The sequence below is a fragment of the Burkholderia lata genome (assembly GCF_000012945.1).
Taxonomy (GTDB): Bacteria; Pseudomonadota; Gammaproteobacteria; order Burkholderiales; family Burkholderiaceae; genus Burkholderia; species Burkholderia lata.
The window spans coordinates 959,606-977,065 of the sequence record NC_007510.1 but is presented as its reverse complement, the minus strand read 5'-3'; the positions used below and the strand labels follow the sequence as shown (position 1 = coordinate 977,065).

20 protein-coding genes are annotated in these 17,460 nt (G+C 69.0%); 10 read left to right on the top strand and 10 right to left on the bottom strand.

The window, feature by feature from the left end; translation table 11 throughout:
* Positions 1-302: 302 nt before the first annotated feature.
* Both BCEP18194_RS10335 and BCEP18194_RS10330 read left to right on the top strand, forming a co-directional pair.
* On the top strand, positions 303-1,859 hold the full coding sequence (locus BCEP18194_RS10335; protein ID WP_011351231.1) for a UbiD family decarboxylase: 1,557 nt from the start codon (positions 303-305) through the stop codon (positions 1,857-1,859).
* A gap of 58 nt (positions 1,860-1,917) precedes the next feature.
* The gene (locus BCEP18194_RS10330; RefSeq protein ID WP_041492763.1) at positions 1,918-2,586 is read left to right on the top strand and encodes a LysE family translocator; all 669 of its coding nucleotides are present in this window, start codon (positions 1,918-1,920) and stop codon (positions 2,584-2,586) included.
* A 124-nt stretch (positions 2,587-2,710) separates the two neighbouring features.
* Here the strand turns inward: BCEP18194_RS10330 and BCEP18194_RS10325 are convergent, their stop codons facing one another.
* A complete protein-coding gene (locus BCEP18194_RS10325) occupies positions 2,711-3,013 on the bottom strand; it encodes a hypothetical protein (RefSeq protein WP_041492762.1) in 303 nt (100 codons plus the stop codon).
* A gap of 515 nt (positions 3,014-3,528) precedes the next feature.
* Between BCEP18194_RS10325 and BCEP18194_RS10320 the strand changes: the two genes are divergently transcribed.
* Both BCEP18194_RS10320 and BCEP18194_RS10315 read left to right on the top strand, forming a co-directional pair.
* A complete protein-coding gene (locus tag BCEP18194_RS10320) occupies positions 3,529-4,458 on the top strand; it encodes a Rossmann-like and DUF2520 domain-containing protein (RefSeq protein WP_011351228.1) in 930 nt (309 codons plus the stop codon).
* A gap of 75 nt (positions 4,459-4,533) precedes the next feature.
* A complete protein-coding gene (locus BCEP18194_RS10315) occupies positions 4,534-5,097 on the top strand; it encodes a YggT family protein (RefSeq protein ID WP_011351227.1) in 564 nt (187 codons plus the stop codon).
* Positions 5,098-5,106: 9 nt separating this feature from the next.
* Here BCEP18194_RS10315 and BCEP18194_RS10310 read toward each other — a convergent pair whose 3' ends face one another.
* The 5 genes from BCEP18194_RS10310 to BCEP18194_RS10290 all read right to left on the bottom strand — a co-directional run bounded on the left by BCEP18194_RS10310 (position 5,107) and on the right by BCEP18194_RS10290 (position 8,086).
* Positions 5,107-5,457 carry a DUF190 domain-containing protein gene (locus BCEP18194_RS10310; protein ID WP_011351226.1) on the bottom strand — a complete coding sequence of 117 codons (351 nt, stop codon included), beginning with the start codon at positions 5,455-5,457 and terminating at the stop codon, positions 5,107-5,109.
* Positions 5,458-5,480: 23 nt separating this feature from the next.
* On the bottom strand, positions 5,481-5,867 hold the full coding sequence (gene crcB / locus BCEP18194_RS10305; protein ID WP_011351225.1) for a fluoride efflux transporter CrcB: 387 nt from the start codon (positions 5,865-5,867) through the stop codon (positions 5,481-5,483).
* Between the two features lie 194 nt (positions 5,868-6,061).
* Positions 6,062-6,934 (bottom strand): SIR2 family NAD-dependent protein deacylase, encoded by an 873-nt coding sequence (locus tag BCEP18194_RS10300; protein WP_011351224.1) that lies wholly within the window; start codon positions 6,932-6,934, stop codon positions 6,062-6,064.
* A 175-nt stretch (positions 6,935-7,109) separates the two neighbouring features.
* On the bottom strand, positions 7,110-7,490 hold the full coding sequence (locus BCEP18194_RS10295) for an NUDIX hydrolase (protein WP_011351223.1): 381 nt from the start codon (positions 7,488-7,490) through the stop codon (positions 7,110-7,112).
* The gene (locus BCEP18194_RS10290; protein WP_011351222.1) at positions 7,487-8,086 is read right to left on the bottom strand and encodes an NUDIX domain-containing protein; all 600 of its coding nucleotides are present in this window, start codon (positions 8,084-8,086) and stop codon (positions 7,487-7,489) included. Before BCEP18194_RS10290 ends, BCEP18194_RS10295 begins: the two co-directional genes overlap by 4 nt.
* An 81-nt stretch (positions 8,087-8,167) precedes the next feature.
* On the opposite strand from BCEP18194_RS10290, the gene BCEP18194_RS10285 reads away from it, so the two are divergent.
* From BCEP18194_RS10285 to BCEP18194_RS10275, 3 genes are all read left to right on the top strand, one after another.
* On the top strand, positions 8,168-8,923 hold the full coding sequence (locus BCEP18194_RS10285; protein WP_011351221.1) for a DeoR/GlpR family DNA-binding transcription regulator: 756 nt from the start codon (positions 8,168-8,170) through the stop codon (positions 8,921-8,923).
* 281 nt (positions 8,924-9,204) lie between these two features.
* On the top strand, positions 9,205-9,816 hold the full coding sequence (locus BCEP18194_RS10280) for a chromate transporter (RefSeq protein WP_011351220.1): 612 nt from the start codon (positions 9,205-9,207) through the stop codon (positions 9,814-9,816).
* Complete coding sequence (locus tag BCEP18194_RS10275) at positions 9,813-10,352, top strand: chromate transporter (protein ID WP_011351219.1); 540 nt, start codon at positions 9,813-9,815, stop codon at positions 10,350-10,352. Before BCEP18194_RS10280 ends, BCEP18194_RS10275 begins: the two co-directional genes overlap by 4 nt.
* A 119-nt stretch (positions 10,353-10,471) precedes the next feature.
* Here BCEP18194_RS10275 and scpB read toward each other — a convergent pair whose 3' ends face one another.
* From scpB to BCEP18194_RS10260, 3 genes are all read right to left on the bottom strand, one after another.
* Positions 10,472-11,281, bottom strand: a complete 810-nt coding sequence (scpB, locus tag BCEP18194_RS10270; protein ID WP_011351218.1) for a methylmalonyl-CoA decarboxylase — start codon at positions 11,279-11,281, stop codon at positions 10,472-10,474.
* Entirely contained in the window at positions 11,278-12,501 is a 1,224-nt protein-coding gene (locus BCEP18194_RS10265; protein ID WP_011351217.1) for a CaiB/BaiF CoA transferase family protein, read from the bottom strand. The genes scpB and BCEP18194_RS10265 overlap by 4 nt, the downstream gene beginning before the upstream one ends.
* A gap of 61 nt (positions 12,502-12,562) precedes the next feature.
* Positions 12,563-13,885 carry an MFS transporter gene (locus BCEP18194_RS10260; protein ID WP_011351216.1) on the bottom strand — a complete coding sequence of 441 codons (1,323 nt, stop codon included), beginning with the start codon at positions 13,883-13,885 and terminating at the stop codon, positions 12,563-12,565.
* 170 nt (positions 13,886-14,055) lie between these two features.
* Here BCEP18194_RS10260 and BCEP18194_RS10255 point away from each other — a divergent pair, with 170 nt between their 5' ends.
* The 3 genes from BCEP18194_RS10255 (at position 14,056) to BCEP18194_RS10245 (ending at position 16,232) form a co-directional block, all read left to right on the top strand.
* Entirely contained in the window at positions 14,056-14,985 is a 930-nt protein-coding gene (locus BCEP18194_RS10255) for a LysR substrate-binding domain-containing protein (RefSeq protein WP_011351215.1), read from the top strand.
* Between the two features lie 134 nt (positions 14,986-15,119).
* Positions 15,120-15,461, top strand: coding sequence for a DMT family transporter (locus tag BCEP18194_RS10250; RefSeq protein ID WP_011351214.1), 342 nt, complete (start codon positions 15,120-15,122; stop codon positions 15,459-15,461).
* Positions 15,462-15,587: 126 nt separating this feature from the next.
* Complete coding sequence (locus BCEP18194_RS10245) at positions 15,588-16,232, top strand: LysE/ArgO family amino acid transporter (protein WP_011351213.1); 645 nt, start codon at positions 15,588-15,590, stop codon at positions 16,230-16,232.
* On the opposite strand, the gene BCEP18194_RS10240 is transcribed toward BCEP18194_RS10245, so the two are convergent.
* Positions 16,218-17,378, bottom strand: coding sequence for a mandelate racemase/muconate lactonizing enzyme family protein (locus BCEP18194_RS10240; protein ID WP_011351212.1), 1,161 nt, complete (start codon positions 17,376-17,378; stop codon positions 16,218-16,220). The genes BCEP18194_RS10245 and BCEP18194_RS10240 overlap by 15 nt on opposite strands.
* Positions 17,379-17,460 lie beyond the last annotated feature (82 nt).

Below are 17,460 nucleotides of genomic sequence, written 5' to 3'. Positions count from 1 at the left end.
TGCGTCAAAGATCGGTGATTGGCGGCTCGAAGCCTTTTACCCTGCAGCCAATGTGAGCGGATTCTAGCAGGGTTTTATAGATCGTCAACACTATAAAACATTGAAATCATAACAAAAAGTAATTTAACGGCGCTCTTCAGATCGCAAGCCCCGTGCCGTAGGGGGTTTGCGCGCAGTCGACTTTTTTCTCCGCCGGGCGGGCATGCGGCGGCGCGGGTAAAATCGTCGGTCGATTCGGGGTCACAGCCAGCCGCTGTGCCCACCCATCGCTGCCCGCCTGGCGGGTGGCCCGGACCATCTTCATGAAATACAAAGACTTACGCGATTTCATCCAGCGCCTCGAGGCGCTCGGCGAACTGCGGCGCGTCACGCAGCCCGTGTCGCCCGTGCTCGAAATGACCGAGCTGTGCGACCGCGTGCTGCGCGCCGGCGGCCCTGCGCTGCTGTTCAACGCACCGACTGGCTACGACTTCCCGGTGCTGGGCAACCTGTTCGGCACGCCGCGCCGCGTCGCGCTCGGCATGGGCGTCGATGCGGGCGACGACGCCGCGCTCGATTCGCTGCGCGATCTCGGGCGCCTGCTGTCCGCGCTGAAGGAACCCGATCCGCCGAAGAGCCTGAAGGACGCCGGCAAGCTGCTGTCGCTCGCGAAGGCCGTGTGGGACATGGCGCCGAAGTCGGTATCGTCGCCACCGTGCCAGGAGATCGTCTGGGAAGGCGCCGACGTCGACCTGAACCGGCTGCCGATCCAGACCTGCTGGCCCGGCGACGCAGGGCCGCTCGTCACGTGGGGCCTGACGGTCACGCGCGGGCCGAACAAGTCGCGGCAGAACCTCGGGATCTACCGTCAGCAGCTGATCGGCCGCAACAAGCTGATCATGCGCTGGCTCGCGCATCGCGGCGGCGCGCTCGACTTCCGCGAATTCGCGCTGCAGAACCCCGGCAAGCCGTATCCGGTCGCGGTCGTGCTCGGCGCCGATCCGGCCACGACGCTCGGCGCGGTGACGCCCGTGCCCGATTCGCTGTCCGAGTACCAGTTCGCCGGCCTGCTGCGCGGCAGCCGCACGGAGCTCGCGAAGTGCCTGACGCCCGGCGTCGACACGCTGCAGGTGCCCGCGCGCGCGGAGATCGTGCTCGAAGGCTTCATCTATCCGCAGGAAGGCGCCCCCGCCCCTGCTCCGGCCGGCGCACCGCCGCGCCCGGCCGGCAACGCATCGGCCAAGTACGAGCACGCGCTCGAAGGCCCGTACGGCGACCACACCGGCTATTACAACGAGCAGGAGTGGTTCCCGGTGTTCACCGTCGAGCGCATCACGATGCGCCGCGACGCGATCTACCACTCGACCTACACGGGCAAGCCGCCTGACGAGCCCGCGGTGCTCGGCGTCGCGCTCAACGAGGTGTTCGTGCCGCTGCTGCAGAAGCAGTTCACCGAGATCACCGACTTCTACCTGCCGCCCGAAGGCTGTAGCTACCGGATGGCCATCGTCCAGATGAAGAAGAGCTACGCGGGCCACGCGAAGCGCGTGATGTTCGGCGTGTGGAGCTTCCTGCGGCAGTTCATGTATACGAAGTTCATCGTGGTCGTCGACGAGGACGTGAACATCCGCGACTGGAAGGAAGTGATCTGGGCGATCACGACGCGCGTCGACCCCGTGCGCGACACCGTGATGGTCGACAGCACGCCGATCGACTATCTCGACTTCGCGTCGCCGGTCGCCGGCCTCGGTTCGAAGATGGGGCTGGACGCGACCAACAAGTGGCCCGGCGAGACCAACCGCGAATGGGGCCGCCCGATCGAGATGGATGCGGCCGTGAAGGCGCGCGTCGACCGGCTCTGGCAGGAGATCGGTCTCTGACACCATGCGGCCGGCGCCTGCCGGCCCGTGGACTGCCATCGCGACAAGAACAACGAAGATGACTTTTCCGCCCGCCTCCATGCTGTCCGACGGTTTTTTTCTGTCGCTGTCGTTGTGTCTCGACATCGGCCTCGTGAACGTCGCGATGCTGTCGCTGACGCTGTCGCACGGCTTCCGGCCGGGCTTCTGGCTCGGCATCGGCTCGTGTGTCGGCGATCTCGTCTATGCGGCGCTGGCGCTCGCAGGGATGGCCGTGCTGCTGCAATTCGAGCCGGTGCGCTGGATCGTGTGGATCGGCGGCGGTGCCGTGCTGCTGTTCCTCACGTGGAAGATGGCGCGCGAAGCGCTCACGCCGGCCAAGGCGGCCGGCGACGATGCCGAGGACGCGCCGCAGCCGCGCGCCAGCGCACGACGCAGTTTCCTGCGCGGGATGCTGCTCGCGATGTCGTCGCCCAGCGCGATCCTGTGGTTCGCGGCGGTCGGCGGCGCGCTGATCGCGAAGACCGGCGCGACCACGCCGGCGACCGCGTCGGTGTTCCTGTCGGGCTTTTTCCTCGGCGGCCTCGCGTGGACCCTCTTCATGTGCACGCTCGCGAGCCAGGGCCGCAAGCGCGCGGGCGCCGGGCTGATGCGCGCGTGTCACATCGCGTCGGCGCTGCTGTTCGCGTATTTCTCGTACAGCGTGATCGTCGGCGGCTACCGCGACCTGATCGTGCACGCGGCGTAATCGAAGCCGGCCTGCACGGGTAGCTCACCGAGGTCAGGCCACGGCTCCAAAGAAAAAACGGCGCAGCGCCCCTCGCGGGACGTTGCGCCGTTTTGCCAAGCGCGGTCAAGCCGCGCGGCACGAATCAGCGACGCCAGTAGCCGTGATGGCCCCAGCCGCCACCATAGTAGCCATGACGCCAGTACGGACGGCCATAGTAGCCGCCGACCACCACTGCGGGCGGCGGCGCGTAGTAGGCCGGCGCCGGTGCGTAATAGACGGGCGGAGGCGGCGGCGCGTAGTACACGGGCGGCGGCGGTGCATAGACGGGATACGCGGGCGCGACCGGGATACCGATGCCGACCCCGATCGACACGTGAGCCTGCGCAGCGCTTGCGGCACCCAGGCCCAGCGCGGCGGCGGCGATGAACGGAATGAGCTTTTTCACTTCGATTCTCCTGCTGGAGCGGTATTTTATGCGCCCCTGTCGGCAACGGCGGACATGCACGTCGCATGGAAGCAATGTAGCGAAAACCCGCCCCACGCGTATCGTGCATTTGTTGCAAATTGCAATTGCACGCGGGCGACGGCACCGTGCGGCGTGGCTCGCTGCACCGGCGGGGACCCTTGCGGATCGAGCGATTCCGTCCGACGAGTCGGGTCGCAACATCATGGCCGGTCAGTCTTACCGGATACAGCGCACGCTGCGGGCACGCGACCGTAATGAACGATTACAAATTTGAGACAAGATGCCGACATTTCAAGCCGGATACGGGTGCGATATGTTTCGGGGTCGGATTCCACGATCGTGAATCGACCGTGACGCCGGGCGCCGATACACGCGTCGAGCGCACCGCATGCCGGTAATTCACGCCCCTGTCCGCACGGACAGGGGCCTTTCGCGGCCTCGCCGTCATTCCTGCGATACTGGCGGTTGCTTCGTTTTCGCTTACGTCCGCTGCCATGTCCCTCCCCGACACACCCCGCCTCGGCTTCATCGGCGCCGGCCGTCTCGCGCGCTGCGTCGCGCAGCGCTTCGCGCAGGCCGGCTTTCCAGTCGTCGCGATCGCGAGCCGCACGCCCGCGTCGGCCGCGGCGCTCGCCGCGCGCATCGACGGCTGCCAGGCGGTCGACACGCCGCAGCAGGTTGCCGACGCCGCGGACCTGATCTTCCTGACGGTGCCCGACGACCATCTCGCGTCGACCGCCGCGGCGCTGCACTTCGACGCGTCGCGCGCCGCGCGGCAAGCCGTCGTTCACTGCAGCGGCGCGTCGGCGGTCGCCCTGCTCGATCCGGCGAAGCAGCAAGGCGCGGCCACCGGCGGCTTCCATCCGCTCTACCTGTTCGGCGGCACCGACGCCGACCTCGCCCGCATCGACGGCTGTTCGGTCACGATCGAAGCCGACGGCGCATTGCATGAGACGCTGATGCGACTTGCTGCCGCACTCGGCTGCCATCCGTTGTCGATTCCGGCCGGCGGCCGGATGCTCTATCACGCGGCCGCGCACTACGCGGCGAGCTTCGCGCTGTGCGGGCTGGCGGAGGCCGTCGAGCTGTGGCGCGGCCTCGGATTCGACGAAGACGCCGCGCTGCGCGCGCTGCTGCCGATGCTGGCCGGCACGATCGAGACCGCGCGCGACAAGGGGCTCGCGAACGCGCTCTCCGGCCCGGTGTCGCGCGGCGACACGGGCATCGTCGAACGCCAGTTGGCACTGCTTGAAACGCGCGGCGGCGATCACGCGACGCTGTACGCGCTGCTGACGCGCCGCGCAGTCGCGCTCGCGGCGCAACGCGCCACGCCGCCGACGTCGCTGCCGGCGCTCGCCGAAGCCGTCGAAACGTCGCTCGCGCGCACGGCCGCGCACCCCTCCCCGTCGCGAGACGAGGCGTGATAAGGTGTCGGCCGATGCGCCGCCATCCGGCGTTGGCGGCCGCACGCTACTGACTGTATAAAAAGGATGCCAACGATGTTCGGCGAGATCGCCCGTTTTCTGCTCAATACCGTCTTCACGCTGTTCGGCGCCGCGCTGATCCTGCGCGTCTGGATGCAGGCCGTCCGCGTGCCGCCGTACAACCCCGTTACGCAGGCCGTGCTGCAGGCGACCAACTGGCTCGTGCTGCCGCTGCGCCGCGTGATCGCCGGCGTACGCGGCATCGACTGGGCCAGCGTGGTCGCCGCGCTGCTCACCGCGCTCGTCTACGTCGTGCTGATGGTCGTGATGGCCGGCTTCGACCCGGCCTCGGTGATCGCGACGCTCGTCGTGGTCGCGCTGCTCACCGTCGTGAAGTGGGCGCTCAATCTCGTGATCTGGATGACGATCCTGATGGCGCTGCTGTCGTGGCTCAACCCGCGTTCGCCGGCGATGCCGATCCTCTTCCAGCTCACCGCGCCGTTCCTGAATCCGCTGCGCCGCATCATCCCGAACCTCGGCGGCATCGACCTGTCGCCGATCCTGCTGTTCGTGATCGTGCAGGTGCTGCTGATGATCGTCACGCGTGCCGCCGTGTCGCTGACGATGTTCGGGATCTGACGCCGTACCCTACGCCGCCGGCCCCTGCGCCGGCGGTGCGCCGAGCGTGTCGATCACGCCGAAGCGCGCCGGCATCATCGCGTAGCACACGCGCACCTTCTCGTGCGACAACCGGTCGAGCAAGCGCTGCGCCTCGTCCTCGGTGACGATGAATTCGACCTCGATCGCAAGCGACCCCTGCAGTTCGAAGAAGCGGTCCTCGTGCAGCACGCGATGCTGGCCGAACCCGGCCATCGCGCGAAACGCGGAACCGCCCGCGACGCCCATCCGGTTCGCCTCCTCCAGCAGCCATTCCCATAGCGGTTTCCAGTGCAGCCGGTGCTTCTCGTGCACATAGAAGCGCAGGAAGATCTTGTCCATCGCACCCTCCGATGGCGGCACGCTCAGGCCGCCGCGAGCCACGCGCGCGCGGTCCACATGCCGAGCGCCGTCAGCGCGAACGATCCAGTCAAGTGTAGGGCAGCCACCGCAAACGCCCATCCGAATTCGCCCTGCACCGCATGCGTCATCACTTCGACCGAATAGGTCGAGAACGTCGTGAGGCCGCCGAGAAAGCCCGTGATCACGAACAGCCGCCACTCGGGCGGGAGCCCGACGCGGGTCGTGAACACGACGGCGGCGATGCCGATCACGTAGCCGCCGATCAGGTTCGCGGCGAGCGTGCCGAGCGGCACCGCGGGAAAAAATTCGTTGAGCGCGAGACTCAGGAACCAGCGCAGCAACGCGCCGAGCCCGGCGCCGACGAAGATCGCGACGATCGAATAGAACAAGGGCGCTCCCGGTCGATGATGCGGCTGGAGTCAGCCGCCGGCCCCCGATTGCCCGGGGCGTGGTCCGCTCCCGGACGCTTGTGGCGCGTGCGCGGGCGGCACACGCTGAACTGTATGCGGATTCACCGCGCCCCTGCAACGGCGACCGTCTGCAGGATGCCGGCCCGTTCGGATCGTCTTGCCCGCCCGCAGGCTCACGCGCTTGGCCAGGCCGCGTCGAGCGCGCTCAGCGTCGCCAGCGCGCCGCCCTTCAAGCCGATCACGTCCGCACGACGCGCATGCGCTTCGCGAGCGTTGATGCGGATCACGTCGGCGCCGAGGCGTTCGCTCAGCAGGCGCACGGTCGGGATCGCGGTGCCCGCGCCGATCTCCACCACGGCGACGCGCCCGGCCTGCGCGAGCCAGTCTTCCAGCGCACGCTCCTGCGCGTCGTAGCGCGCACCAAGCCAGCCGGTATCGCCGAACATCAGGATGTTCGGCCGCGCGAGGCCGCCGCAGTGCGGGCACCGCGGCATGTCACCGACGAGGCGGCAGGTGGCTTCGTCGACGTCCGGTACGAACGGCGCCGCCTCCCATGTATCGTCCGAACAGGGACGCAGGCACTGCATCGCATGGATCGAGCCGTGGATCTCGACGATCCGCGCCGGATCGAAGCCGGCTTTCTGGAACTGGCCGTCGACATTGCTCGTCAGCACGAAGCCGCCGTTCGGCATCGCGTCGATCCAGCGGCGCAGGATCGCGAAGCCCGCATGCGGCACCGTCGCACGATAGAGCGCGAGGCGGTGTCCGTAGAAGCCCCACGCGAGTTGCGCGCGCGCACGGAACGCGTGCGGCGAGGCGATCTCGTGGAATTCGAAACGCTCGTGGCGCAGCGCCGGATACGCACGCCAGAAGCCGTCCGTACCGCGAAAATCGGGCAACCCGGAATCGACGCCGATACCGGCACCGGCCGTCACGAGCAATGCGTCGGCGCGCGCGAGCGCAGCAACGGCGGAAGCGACGAGGTCGGCCGGCAGTTGCGCGGCGGCGGCCGCAGCGGTGGAGTCCACGGAATCGGAAAGCGGCATGATGGGGCGGCGATAGCGTCGGGCGGTGCGCGAGTGGCGTCGCGATCATACGCCGGTTCGCGCGCGGCGCGGCATGCGCGATGCAACGGCATGACGCGATGCTCGCCCGGCCGCGGTCGGCGCGGGCGTCCGACCGATACAGGGAGGCGCCGCAGCCGGGTGCCTCCCCGCCTGATCAGCTATCCGAATCGTCCTGTGCGACCGGAATGTCGTCGGCCGCGAAATAGACCGGCTTGCCGAGCTGCCTGGCAAGACCGACGTCCATGTCCGCCCCGCGCGACGCGCCGTCGATACGCAGCACCGCATCGCAGCGGCGCAGCAGCCGGTGCGCGGCCGGATACAGGAACGCCTCGCTGATCGCGTCGCCGACCTGTCGCGACCCGGCCGCGACGGCAAGCGGCAGCGACACCCACTCGCCGATCATCGGCATGTGTCCACGGCGATACACGGCGAGCGCCGCCTCCTCCAGCCGGTGCAGGTTCGCGGCGATGCGCGCGGGGTCGCCGTCCGTGCCGCTGCGATAAGGGCCGGCGACCAGCACGAGCAGCGGCGTCATGACGGGCGCGCGCCGGCGGTTTCCCGCAGCGCGACGTACTGGAGCAGCATGATCGTCTTCCCGTCGACGATCTCGCCGCGCTCGATCGCGTCCAGCGCCGCCGGCAGCGGCATCTCGACGACCTCGAGATCCTCGCCCTCTTCCGCGACGCCGCCGCCATCGCCGGTGCGCAACGATGCGTCGTATTCACCGACGAAGAAGTGCAGCTTCTCCGTCACCGAGCCCGGGCTCATGAACGCCTCGAATACCTTGCGCACGCCGCGCACGCGATAGCCGGTCTCCTCCTCGGCCTCCGCGCGGATGCGCGCTTCGGGCGTCGCGTCGTCGAGCAGGCCGGCGGCGGCCTCGAGCAGCATGCCGTCATGCCCGCTGACGAACACCGGCATCCGGAACTGCCGCGTCAGCAGCACGTCGCCCGTCTCGGCATTGCGCAGCAGGATCGTCGCGCCATTGCCGCGATCGTAGGTCTCGCGGCTCAGGCGCTGCCACGTTCCGTCGCGGCGCAGGAAATCGAACGTCACCTTCTTCAGCACATACCAGTCATCGGACAGCACCGTCGTATCGACGATGCGGACACGGTCCCGCGTTGCAGCCATCCCAGCCTCCGGTTCGACAAAAGACGGCGCCCATGGTAACGTGCATATTCGTGCAACTTCAAGAAAATTCGTGCAGACACGATGTTGACGACACAACGCAAGAAAGCGATCCTCGACGCACTCGCGCGCGACGGCCAGGTGCTGGCGGTCGAGCTGAGCGCGCAATTCGGCGTGTCCGAAGACACGGTCCGCCGCGACCTGCGCGAGCTCGCGGCCGAAGGCCTGCTGCAGCGCGTGCATGGCGGCGCGCTGCCGGCGTCGCCGGCCATTGCGCCGTTCGCGCAGCGCGAGGCGCTCGAGACGGCGGAAAAGCGGCGCATCGCGCGGCGGGCCGCGGAGATGATCGCGCCCGGGCAGGTAGCGATCGTCGACGGCGGCACGACCTCGGCGCTGCTCGTCAGCCAGTTGCCGGCCGACCTGCGTGCGACGATCGTCACGCACAGCCCGAGTGTCGCGGTGGCGCTGGCCGCGCATCCATCGATCGACGTGATCCTGATCGGCGGGCGGCTCTACAAGCATTCGATCGTCGCCGTCGGCGCGGCGGCGATGGAAGGCATTGCGCGCATCCATGCGGACCTGTACTTCATGGGCGTCACGGGCGTGCATCCGGTCGCGGGGCTCAGCACCGGCGATTTCGAGGAAGCGGCGATCAAGCGCGCGCTCGCCGAACGCGCGGCCGAGACGGTCGTGCTCGCGTCGCAGTCGAAGCTGCGCGCGGCGTCGCAGTTCGTGATCGGCGAGCTCACGCTGGCGCACACCGTGGTGGTCGAAAAGGAAACCGACGCCGCGCTGACGAAGCCTATTGAGGCGGCAGGCGTGACGGTCGTGCGCGCGTAGCGGCGGCGGGGTGCGCCCGCGCGGGGTGTGCGGGGTGTGCGGGGTGTGCGGGGTGTGCGGGGTGTGCGGGGTGTGCGGGGTGTGCGGGGTGTGCGGGATGTCCCGGATGTCCCGGATGTCCCGGATGTCCCGGATGTCCCGGATGTCCCGGATGCACCGAAACACGCCCGCCGACTCAGCAGCGGTCTTCCATCACACCACCGCTGAGCCCATGTCAGCGTGCTGACAGCGTCCGCTTGCTAACATGGGCGCACGCCCAACCGCCACGCGCCGCCCGCCCGATGCCCCCGCCCTCCGCCGCCACCTCACCTGCACCGCCAGCAGGCGACGCACCACCACCCGGCGTCCTCGCGCTGTTCATCGCGTTCTCGCAGATCGGCCTGACCAGCTTCGGCGGCGGGCTCAGCGGGCGGATGATGCGCGACTTCGTCTACGAGCGGCGCTGGCTCGACGAGGAGGCGTTCCTCAACGGCCTCGCGCTGTCGCAGGCGCTGCCGGGTGTCAACGTGAAGAACCTCGCGATCTGGATCGGCTACCGGCTCGCCGGATGGCGCGGCGCGGTGGCCGGCTTCACCGGCATCATCGCGCCGCCGGCCGTGCTGATCGTGCTGTTCGGCATCGCGTTTTCGACCCTCACGCGCTTTCCGCTCACGCATGTCGCGCTCGCCGGCGCGGCGGCGGCAGCGATCGGGCTGTCGATCTCGATGGCGATCACCGCCGTGCGCCGGCTGCCACGCCGCGCGCTGCCGTTTGCGGTGATGGCGCTCACCTTCGTGTCGGTGGCCGTGCTGCACTGGCCGCTCGTGTGGACCGTGCTGGTCGGCGGCACGCTGAGCGTCGCGCTCGAATATCGCCGCACGGCCGCGACGCCAGCCGGGAACGACACGCCATGACCGTATCGCAACGCTACGCCGCGCTGTTCGGCGTATTCGCGCCGCTGTCGATCGCGACGATCGGCGGCGGACAGGCGATCATCGCCGACATCCAGCGGCAAGTGGTCGACGTGCATCACTGGATGACCGCCACGCAATTCGTGAACGATTTCGCGATCGCGCGGATGGCACCGGGCCCCGGCTCGCTGCTGGCGACGCTGATCGGCTGGCAGGTGGCCGGCTTCTGGGGTGCGGTGATCGCGACGCTCGCGCTGTTCGGCCCGACTGCTTTCCTGATCTACGGCGTCGCGCATCTGTGGCGGCGGCACCAGGGTGCACGCTGGCAGATCGCGCTCGAGGCCGGCCTGCGCCCGGTCGCGGCCGGCATGATCCTCGCGTCGGTGTGGGTGCTGCTGCAGGCGCTCGACGGCGGCTGGGCCGCGCGCGCGATCGCGGTCGCGTCGACGCTGTGCGTGATGTATACGCGCGTTCATGCGCTGCTGCTGATCGCGATCGGCGCGCTGCTGCTGGTCGGCGTGCACACGCTCGGCATGTGACGCGCGGCAACGCGGCGTGCGCGGGCGGCCGCGAACGACGCAGCCGATATCCGCCCAGCGGCGCGAGCGCCTCCGCACGCTGTCAGCCGCTTGTGCGCCCGGCTCGCGCAACCCGTCGCCTAGACGCCGCGAAACACCGGCGCGCGGCGCGCCGCAAACGCGCGCAACCCTTCGCTGAAGTCCGCGCCTTCGCACGCTTGCCGGCGCAGCTCGGCAATCCGTTCGAAAGCGTCGGCCGGCAACGGCCGCGCGTCCTGCAGCACGCGCAACTGCTCCTTCACCGCGTGCACCGCGAGCGGCGCCTTCGCAGCAATCGTGCGCGCAACGTCGAGCGCCGCATCGTCGACACCGCCCGCGTCGGCCAGCCGGTTCACGAGCCCGTGATGCGCGGCGCGCTCCGCATCGAGCGGCTGCGCGCAGAAGAACATCTCCTTCAGCACGTGGATCGGCAGGTTGTCGTAGAAGCGCAGCAGGCCGCTCGTCGAATACGGCAGGCCGATGTTCGCGGGCGTCATCGCGAAACGCGCGTCGCGCGCCGCGACCACCAGGTCGCAGCTCATCACCAGATCGACCGCCCCGCCCCACGCCGAGCCCGCCACCGCCGCGATCACCGCGCCCGGGTAGGTCCGCACGCGTCGCAGCGCCCGTTCGAGCGGCTTGCCGTACGCAAGCGGATCGCGATCGTCGGCCAGTTCTCGCAGGTCGTGCCCCGCACTCCACACGTCGCCGCTGCCGTCGTTCGACAGGATCACGACGGGCGGCGGACGGTGTTCGGCCAGCGCGTCGAGGCACGCGACGAGCGCATCGAGCAATGGCGCGTCGAGCGCATGGCGTCGCGCCGGATTCGCGAACCGCACACGCGCGATCCGCTCGCCGACCATGTCGACCGTCACGTGCGACGCGCTGTCGTGTTTCGTCGTGTCGCTCATTGCACGGCCTCCGCCACGGCTTCCGCCTGGAAGATCGCGCGCTCGGCCAGCAGTGTGTCGATCGCGTCGTCGCCATAGCCCGCTTCGCGCAGCACGTCGACCGTATGCTCGCCGAGCAGCGGCGGCGCATGGCGCGTGCGCGGCGTCGGCATGTCGTCACCCATCCCGCCGAGCGGCGTCACGACCTGGCGCAGCGTGCCGAGCGTCGGGTGCGCGACCGGCTCGACCAGCCCGCAATGCGCGAGCTGCGGGTCGTCGAACACTTCGTCGAGCGTGTTGATCGGCCCGGCCGGCAGCCCGGCGTCGACGAAACGCTGCGTCCATTCGCGCTTGCCGCGCGTGCGCAGCCGGCTTTCGAGCAACGCTTTCAGGTCGTCGCGGTGCGCGACACGCGCGTCGTTGGTGGCGAAACGCGGATCGTTCGGCAGCTCGGGCAGATCCAGCAACTGGCACAGCCGCAGCCACATGTCGGTCGTGATCGGCGCGAGGTTGAGCGGCCCGTCGGCCGTCTCGAACACGCCGTACGGTGCGATCACCGCATGCGCATTGCCGGTGCGGCGCGGCACGTCGCCGAGGCTCAGGTAGCGTTGCCCGTGCACGCTCAGCAGCGACACGAGGCTTTCGAGCAGCGACGTGCCGACATGCTGCCCGCGCCCCGTGCGCTCGCGCTCGTAAAGCGCGGCCATCACGCCGGTCGCGACCCACATCCCCGAGCTGAGATCGCCGATCGCGGTGCCCGTGCGGGTCGGCTCGCCGTCGGGAAAACCGGTGAGGCTCATCAGCCCCGCATAACCCTGCGCGATCTGGTCGAAGCCCGGCCAGTCGCGCAACGGGCCGCGCGGGCCGAACGCGGTGACGCTGCCCATCACGAGCCGCGGATCGCGCGCGCTCAGCGTCGCATAGCCGAGCCCCATCGCATCCATCGTGCCGGCCTTGAAATTCTCGATCACGACGTCGGCCTGCGCGATCAGCCGCCGCACGACGTCGAGGCCGGCCGGCTGCCGGAAATCCACGCAGATGCCGCGCTTGTTGCGGTTGCAGGAGAGGTAGTACGTGCTCACGCCGCGATCGAACGGCCCCCATGCGCGGCTCATGTCGCCGTGCGGCCCCGACTCGACCTTGATCACGTCGGCGCCGAGATCGGCGAGCACCATCGAGCAGAACGGCCCCGACAGCGCGCGGCTCAGATCGACGACCCTGATTCCTTGTAATGCCTGCATTCCGGACTCCTGATATTGATGACTGGGTGTGGCTTGTTGCCGAACGATCGCGGCGTGCCGCTCATTCGGGCAGCGTCTGGTGGCGGGTTTCGACCGCGAACGGCAGGATCAGGATGCCGAGCCCGAACACGGCCGCGGTCCATGCGACCGGCACGCCGAGCGATCCGTAACCGTGTATCGCGGCGCCGAGCAGGAAGTTCACGCCCGCGCCGATGAAGCGGCCGACCGACGCGTTGAACGCGAACGCGGTGGCCCGCACGCGCGTCGGGTACTGCTCGGGCAGCCACAGCGAGAAGATCGCGAAATTGCCGCCGAAGAAACCGAGGAACGCGAGCGACACCATGAACGCCGCGAGCCCGTTCGGCTGGTAGAACGCCCAGCCGAACGCAAACACGATCGATGCGGCCATGCCCGCGAAATACACGCCGAGCGCAGTGCGGCGGCCGAGCCGTTCGGACAGCCAGGGCGCAACCAGGCAGCCGGCGATCGTCGCGCACGACAGGATCGCCGCGCCGATCGATGCCAGCCGCATCGCGCCGATGTGATCGATGCCCGCGCGCGCCGCCAGCGTGCTGACCGCACTCGCCTCGTAGACGGAGCCGGCCCACAGCCCGACGATCGCGACGCCGACGAGGCTCGCGCTCGTCACCGTGCGGCGCAGGAAGGCCGGCGCGAAGATCTCGCGCATCGGATGGGCGCGTCGTGCGTCGGCCACGTCGCCGTCGCGTGCGTCATGCCGGCGCCACTGGCCGGGCTCCTTCACGCGCATCACGGTGAACACCGCGAGCAGCGCCGGCGCGAGCCCGCACAGGAACATCGCGCGCCAGCCGTAGGTCGCACCGATCGTGTAGTTCAGGCACGCCGCGATGAAGAAGCCGAAGTAGTAGCCCGTCTGCAGGTAGCCGGCGCCCATCTTGCGACGGTCTTCCGGCCAGCTCTCGGCGACGTAGGTGCCCGCCAGCGCCCATTCGCCGCCGACACCGATCCCGGCGATCAGCCGGCACGCGGCCAGTGCCCACACGTCGTGCACGAATGCGGCCGCGCCGGTGAACACCGAGTAGATCAGGATGCTCGCGGCGAGCGTACGAACGCGGCCGAAGCGGTCGGCGAGCGGCCCCCAGATGAACGACAGCCCCCAGCCGATCAGGAACAGCGCGAACAGGATCGAGCCGTACATCCCGAGATTCGCGGGCGTCGCCGCGATGCCGGACGCCGGCAGCAGCTCGGTCAACGCGGGAATCAGCACCAGCGCGTAGATCACCGAATCCACGCCGTCGAGCACCCAGCCCGCGTACACGGCCCAGAAGCCCTTGACCTGCTCGCGCGTGAGCGGCGTGCGCCGCGGCTTCGCGCCGGCCGCCGGCGCGTCGATCGCCTTGAACATCTTCGTCTCCTTGCCGGCGAGGCCGGCGCTTTTGCCGCGTCCGGTCCGGGATGGCCGGGAGGCTGGCTCTTTTGTGAGACGAGTATAGAAACACCATCGATCGGAGAAAAATATGATATTCATCTTGCTCGATCGGATTGGCTTATGGCTCGAATCGGGAGGCGGCGGCGATGGACTTGAGGCAGTTGCGCTATTTCGTGAAGGTCGTCGAATGCGGCAACGTCACGCATGCGAGCGAGGCGCTGCATGTCGCGCAGCCGGCGGTCAGCCAGCAGATGCGCAATCTCGAACAGGATCTCGGGATGCAGTTGCTCGAACGCAGCGTGCGCGGCGTTGCGCCCACCGCCGCCGGCCGCACGCTGTACCAGCACGCGCTCGAGCTGCTGCGCCAGGCCGACGGCACGCGCGAGTTGCTGCGCCGCGACGCCGACACACCGCAGGGCCGCGTGACGGTCGGGATGCCGTCGAGCACCGCGCGCGTGCTGGCCATTCCGCTCGCCCGCGCGGTGCGCGACCGCTATCCGGGCATCATGCTGGAGCTGATCGAGGCGCCGAGCGCCGATCTCGACACGTTGCTCGAACGCACGCGGCTCGATCTCGCGATCGTCGTCGACGCGGTCGACACGCGCGGCATCGCGATCCACCGGCTGCTGACGGAAACGCTGTACCTGATCACGTGGCCCGGGTTCCAGGTGCCGGGCGATCCCGTGCCGCTCGACGCGATCGCGCAGATGCCGCTCGTACTGCCGAGCGCGCCGAACACGATCCGCAACCGCGTCGACTGGGCGATGCGCGAGGCCGGGCTGTCGTACGAGATCAGCTTCGAGGCGAGCTCGACCGGGCTGCTGTTCGCGGCCGTGATGGCGCAGCTCGGCGTGACGATCCTGCCGTGGACGGCCGCGCACGTCGAGATCGAGGAGCGCAAGCTCAAGCTGTCGACGGTCGCGCATCGGCTGTTCGCGCGCGACCTGTCGCTGTGCTGGCACGATACGGCGCTCGTCAGCAACGCGGTGCAGAAAGTGAAAGCCGAGATCGTCCGGCTGTTCGACACGCTCGGGCAGCGGCCCGAGTGGGCGGCCGGGCAGGCCGGCCGTGCGTGACCGGGGCGCCGCGTGCCTTGCCCCTTCCTTGTGCTGCGAAGGCGCGCGGACTAAGCTTCGTTCATCCTGGGTACCGCTGACACCCCCACTTCTCCTCACCGCTCGGTATAAGCGTCGGGGGAAGGAGGCCGTTCGTGTCCCCGCTCCAGTCTGCCTGGCTTCTGCTGGGCGTCAGTGTCCTCGCCGAAGTACTCGGCTCCGTCGGCCTGAAATATTCGGCCGGCTTTTCCCGCCCGCTCCCCTCCGCACTCACCGTCGTCTGTTACGCATGCGCGGTCTGGCTGATGGCGCTCGCGACGAAACGCCTCGAAATGGGGCTCGCATATGCAAGCTGGGCCGCCGCCAGCACCGCGGCCACGGCTGTGATCGGCATCGTCTGCTTCGACGAATCGACATCGTCGCTGAAGCTCGCCGGCATCGCGCTGACCGTGTGTGCGCTTGTCGCGCTCAACCTCGGCGACGCGGCGACGCACTGACCGCGATCACCACCGGTTGCCGGCACGCGGGCATCGGGGAGACATTGACAACGCCCCCCGACGCCCCTTAACGTTGCTCCCATCGTAACCATCACCGGTTCAGCTTAAGAGGTTGTCGGCCCGCTCGTGCTCGACACCTCTGCCTTCATCGAAGGCCTGCTGCTTGGCGCCGGACTGTTCACGTCCGTCGGCCCCAAGGACGCATTCGTCATCAAGCGCTCGATCTCGAGCCCCCATCTGCTTTCCATTGCCCTCGTCTGCGCAGGCAGCGACGCGTTGCTGATCGCGCTCGGCGCGCACGGGTTGTCGTCGCTGCTATCGCGACATCCCGGCGTGGTGTCGGCCGCGCTGTGGGCCGGCATCGCGTATCTCGCCGGCTATGGCCTGCTCGCGCTGCGTTCGGCGATCCGACGGCGACAGCCTGAGCACGTCGACGGTCCGCGCACGGGCAGCGAACCCACGCGTGCGCGCACGGTGCTCGCGACTGCCGCCGTCTCGTTGCTCAATCCGTATGCGTGGATCGACACCGTGCTGCTGCTCGGCACCGTGATCGTGAGCCACACGCCCGCCGCACGTGCGCCGTTTGCGTTTGGCGCGATGACGGCTTCGCTCGCGTGGTTCCTGATGCTCGCCTATGGCGCGCGTGCGTGCCGCGCATGGTTCGCCCGTACGCTCGCATGGCGCGTGCTCGATTTCTTCGTCGCGGCGATGATGCTCGGCTTCGCGGTGCGTTTCGCGATCGACGCGCTTCAGGCGTCAGCGGCTCGATAACGTGCGAAACACGTCGTGCGCGCCGGCATGCAGTTCGAAGCCGATGCCCGGCGCTTGCGGAACGCGTGCGTATCCGGCGTCGATGCTTGCGCCGTCGGCCAGTCCGCTGAACGGATGAAACGCGAACGGGCTGACTTCCGCACCGCCGAGCCCGAGCGCCGCGACGACGTGCAGCGAGAACAGGTGGCCGCCGTGCGGCCAGAACGCGTCGCGCCGCCAGCCGCGCGATGCGAAGTGCTCGACGATCTGCAGATAGCCCGGCAGCCCGTAGCCATGCACCGGATCGAATACGAGCATGTCGCGCTCGGGGCGCAGGCCGCCGTAGCGGTCGAGCAGCTTCGCTTCCGCGAGTGAGAACAGCGCCTCGCCGGCGGCGATCGGCGGGGCGTAGCGGGTGGCGATGTCCGCCTGCAGCGGCAGGTCGAGCGGATCGCAGATGTCCTCGAACCACCAGAGATCGAACGGCGCGAGCATCGCGGCGGCCGCGCCGGCGGTCGTCGCGTCGTACGAGTTCATCGCGTCGACCGCGAGATGCGAACTGTCCGCCAATTGCGCGGCAGCCGCTTCGATGCGCCTGCGGTCCTGATCGAGATCCGCGCCGCCGATCTTTATCTTCGCGTGCGTGTAGCCGAGATCGGCGACGCGGCGCATCTCGTCCGACAAGCGCGCGAGATCGTCATGCGGATAGCGGTAGCCACCGCCCGCGTACACGCGCACGCGCGGTGCGGCCGTGCGTGCAAGTCGGTCAGCGAGAAAGCGATGGAGCGGCAGGCCGGCGATCTTCGCGGCGGCATCCCAGATCGCCATGTCGAGCGTGCCGACTGCGACGCATCGTTCTCCGTGCCCGCCCGGCTTTTCGCCGGCCATCATCGCGCGCCACGCGCGGAACGGGTCGAGGTTCGTGCCGGCTTCGTCGGCGAGCGTGTCGGCAGCGGCCAGCAGGCGCGGCGCGAACCGTTCGCGAATCAGGCCGCCCTGCGCGAAACGGCCGATCGACGCGTAGCCGTAGCCCGTCACCGGGCGGCCGTCGCGTACGACGTCGGTGACGACCGCGACGACACTCGTCGTCAGGCCGCCGGACGGGATCGCCGGGTCGGCGTAACGGGACACGGGAATCGCTTGTTCGTGAATCGCGGTGATGCGCATGGTCGGGGTTCCGGAGGTGGCGGCCGACGCGCAGGCGAACGAGGGATGCGATGCGGCCGGACCGCTGCATCATAGGCGCTGT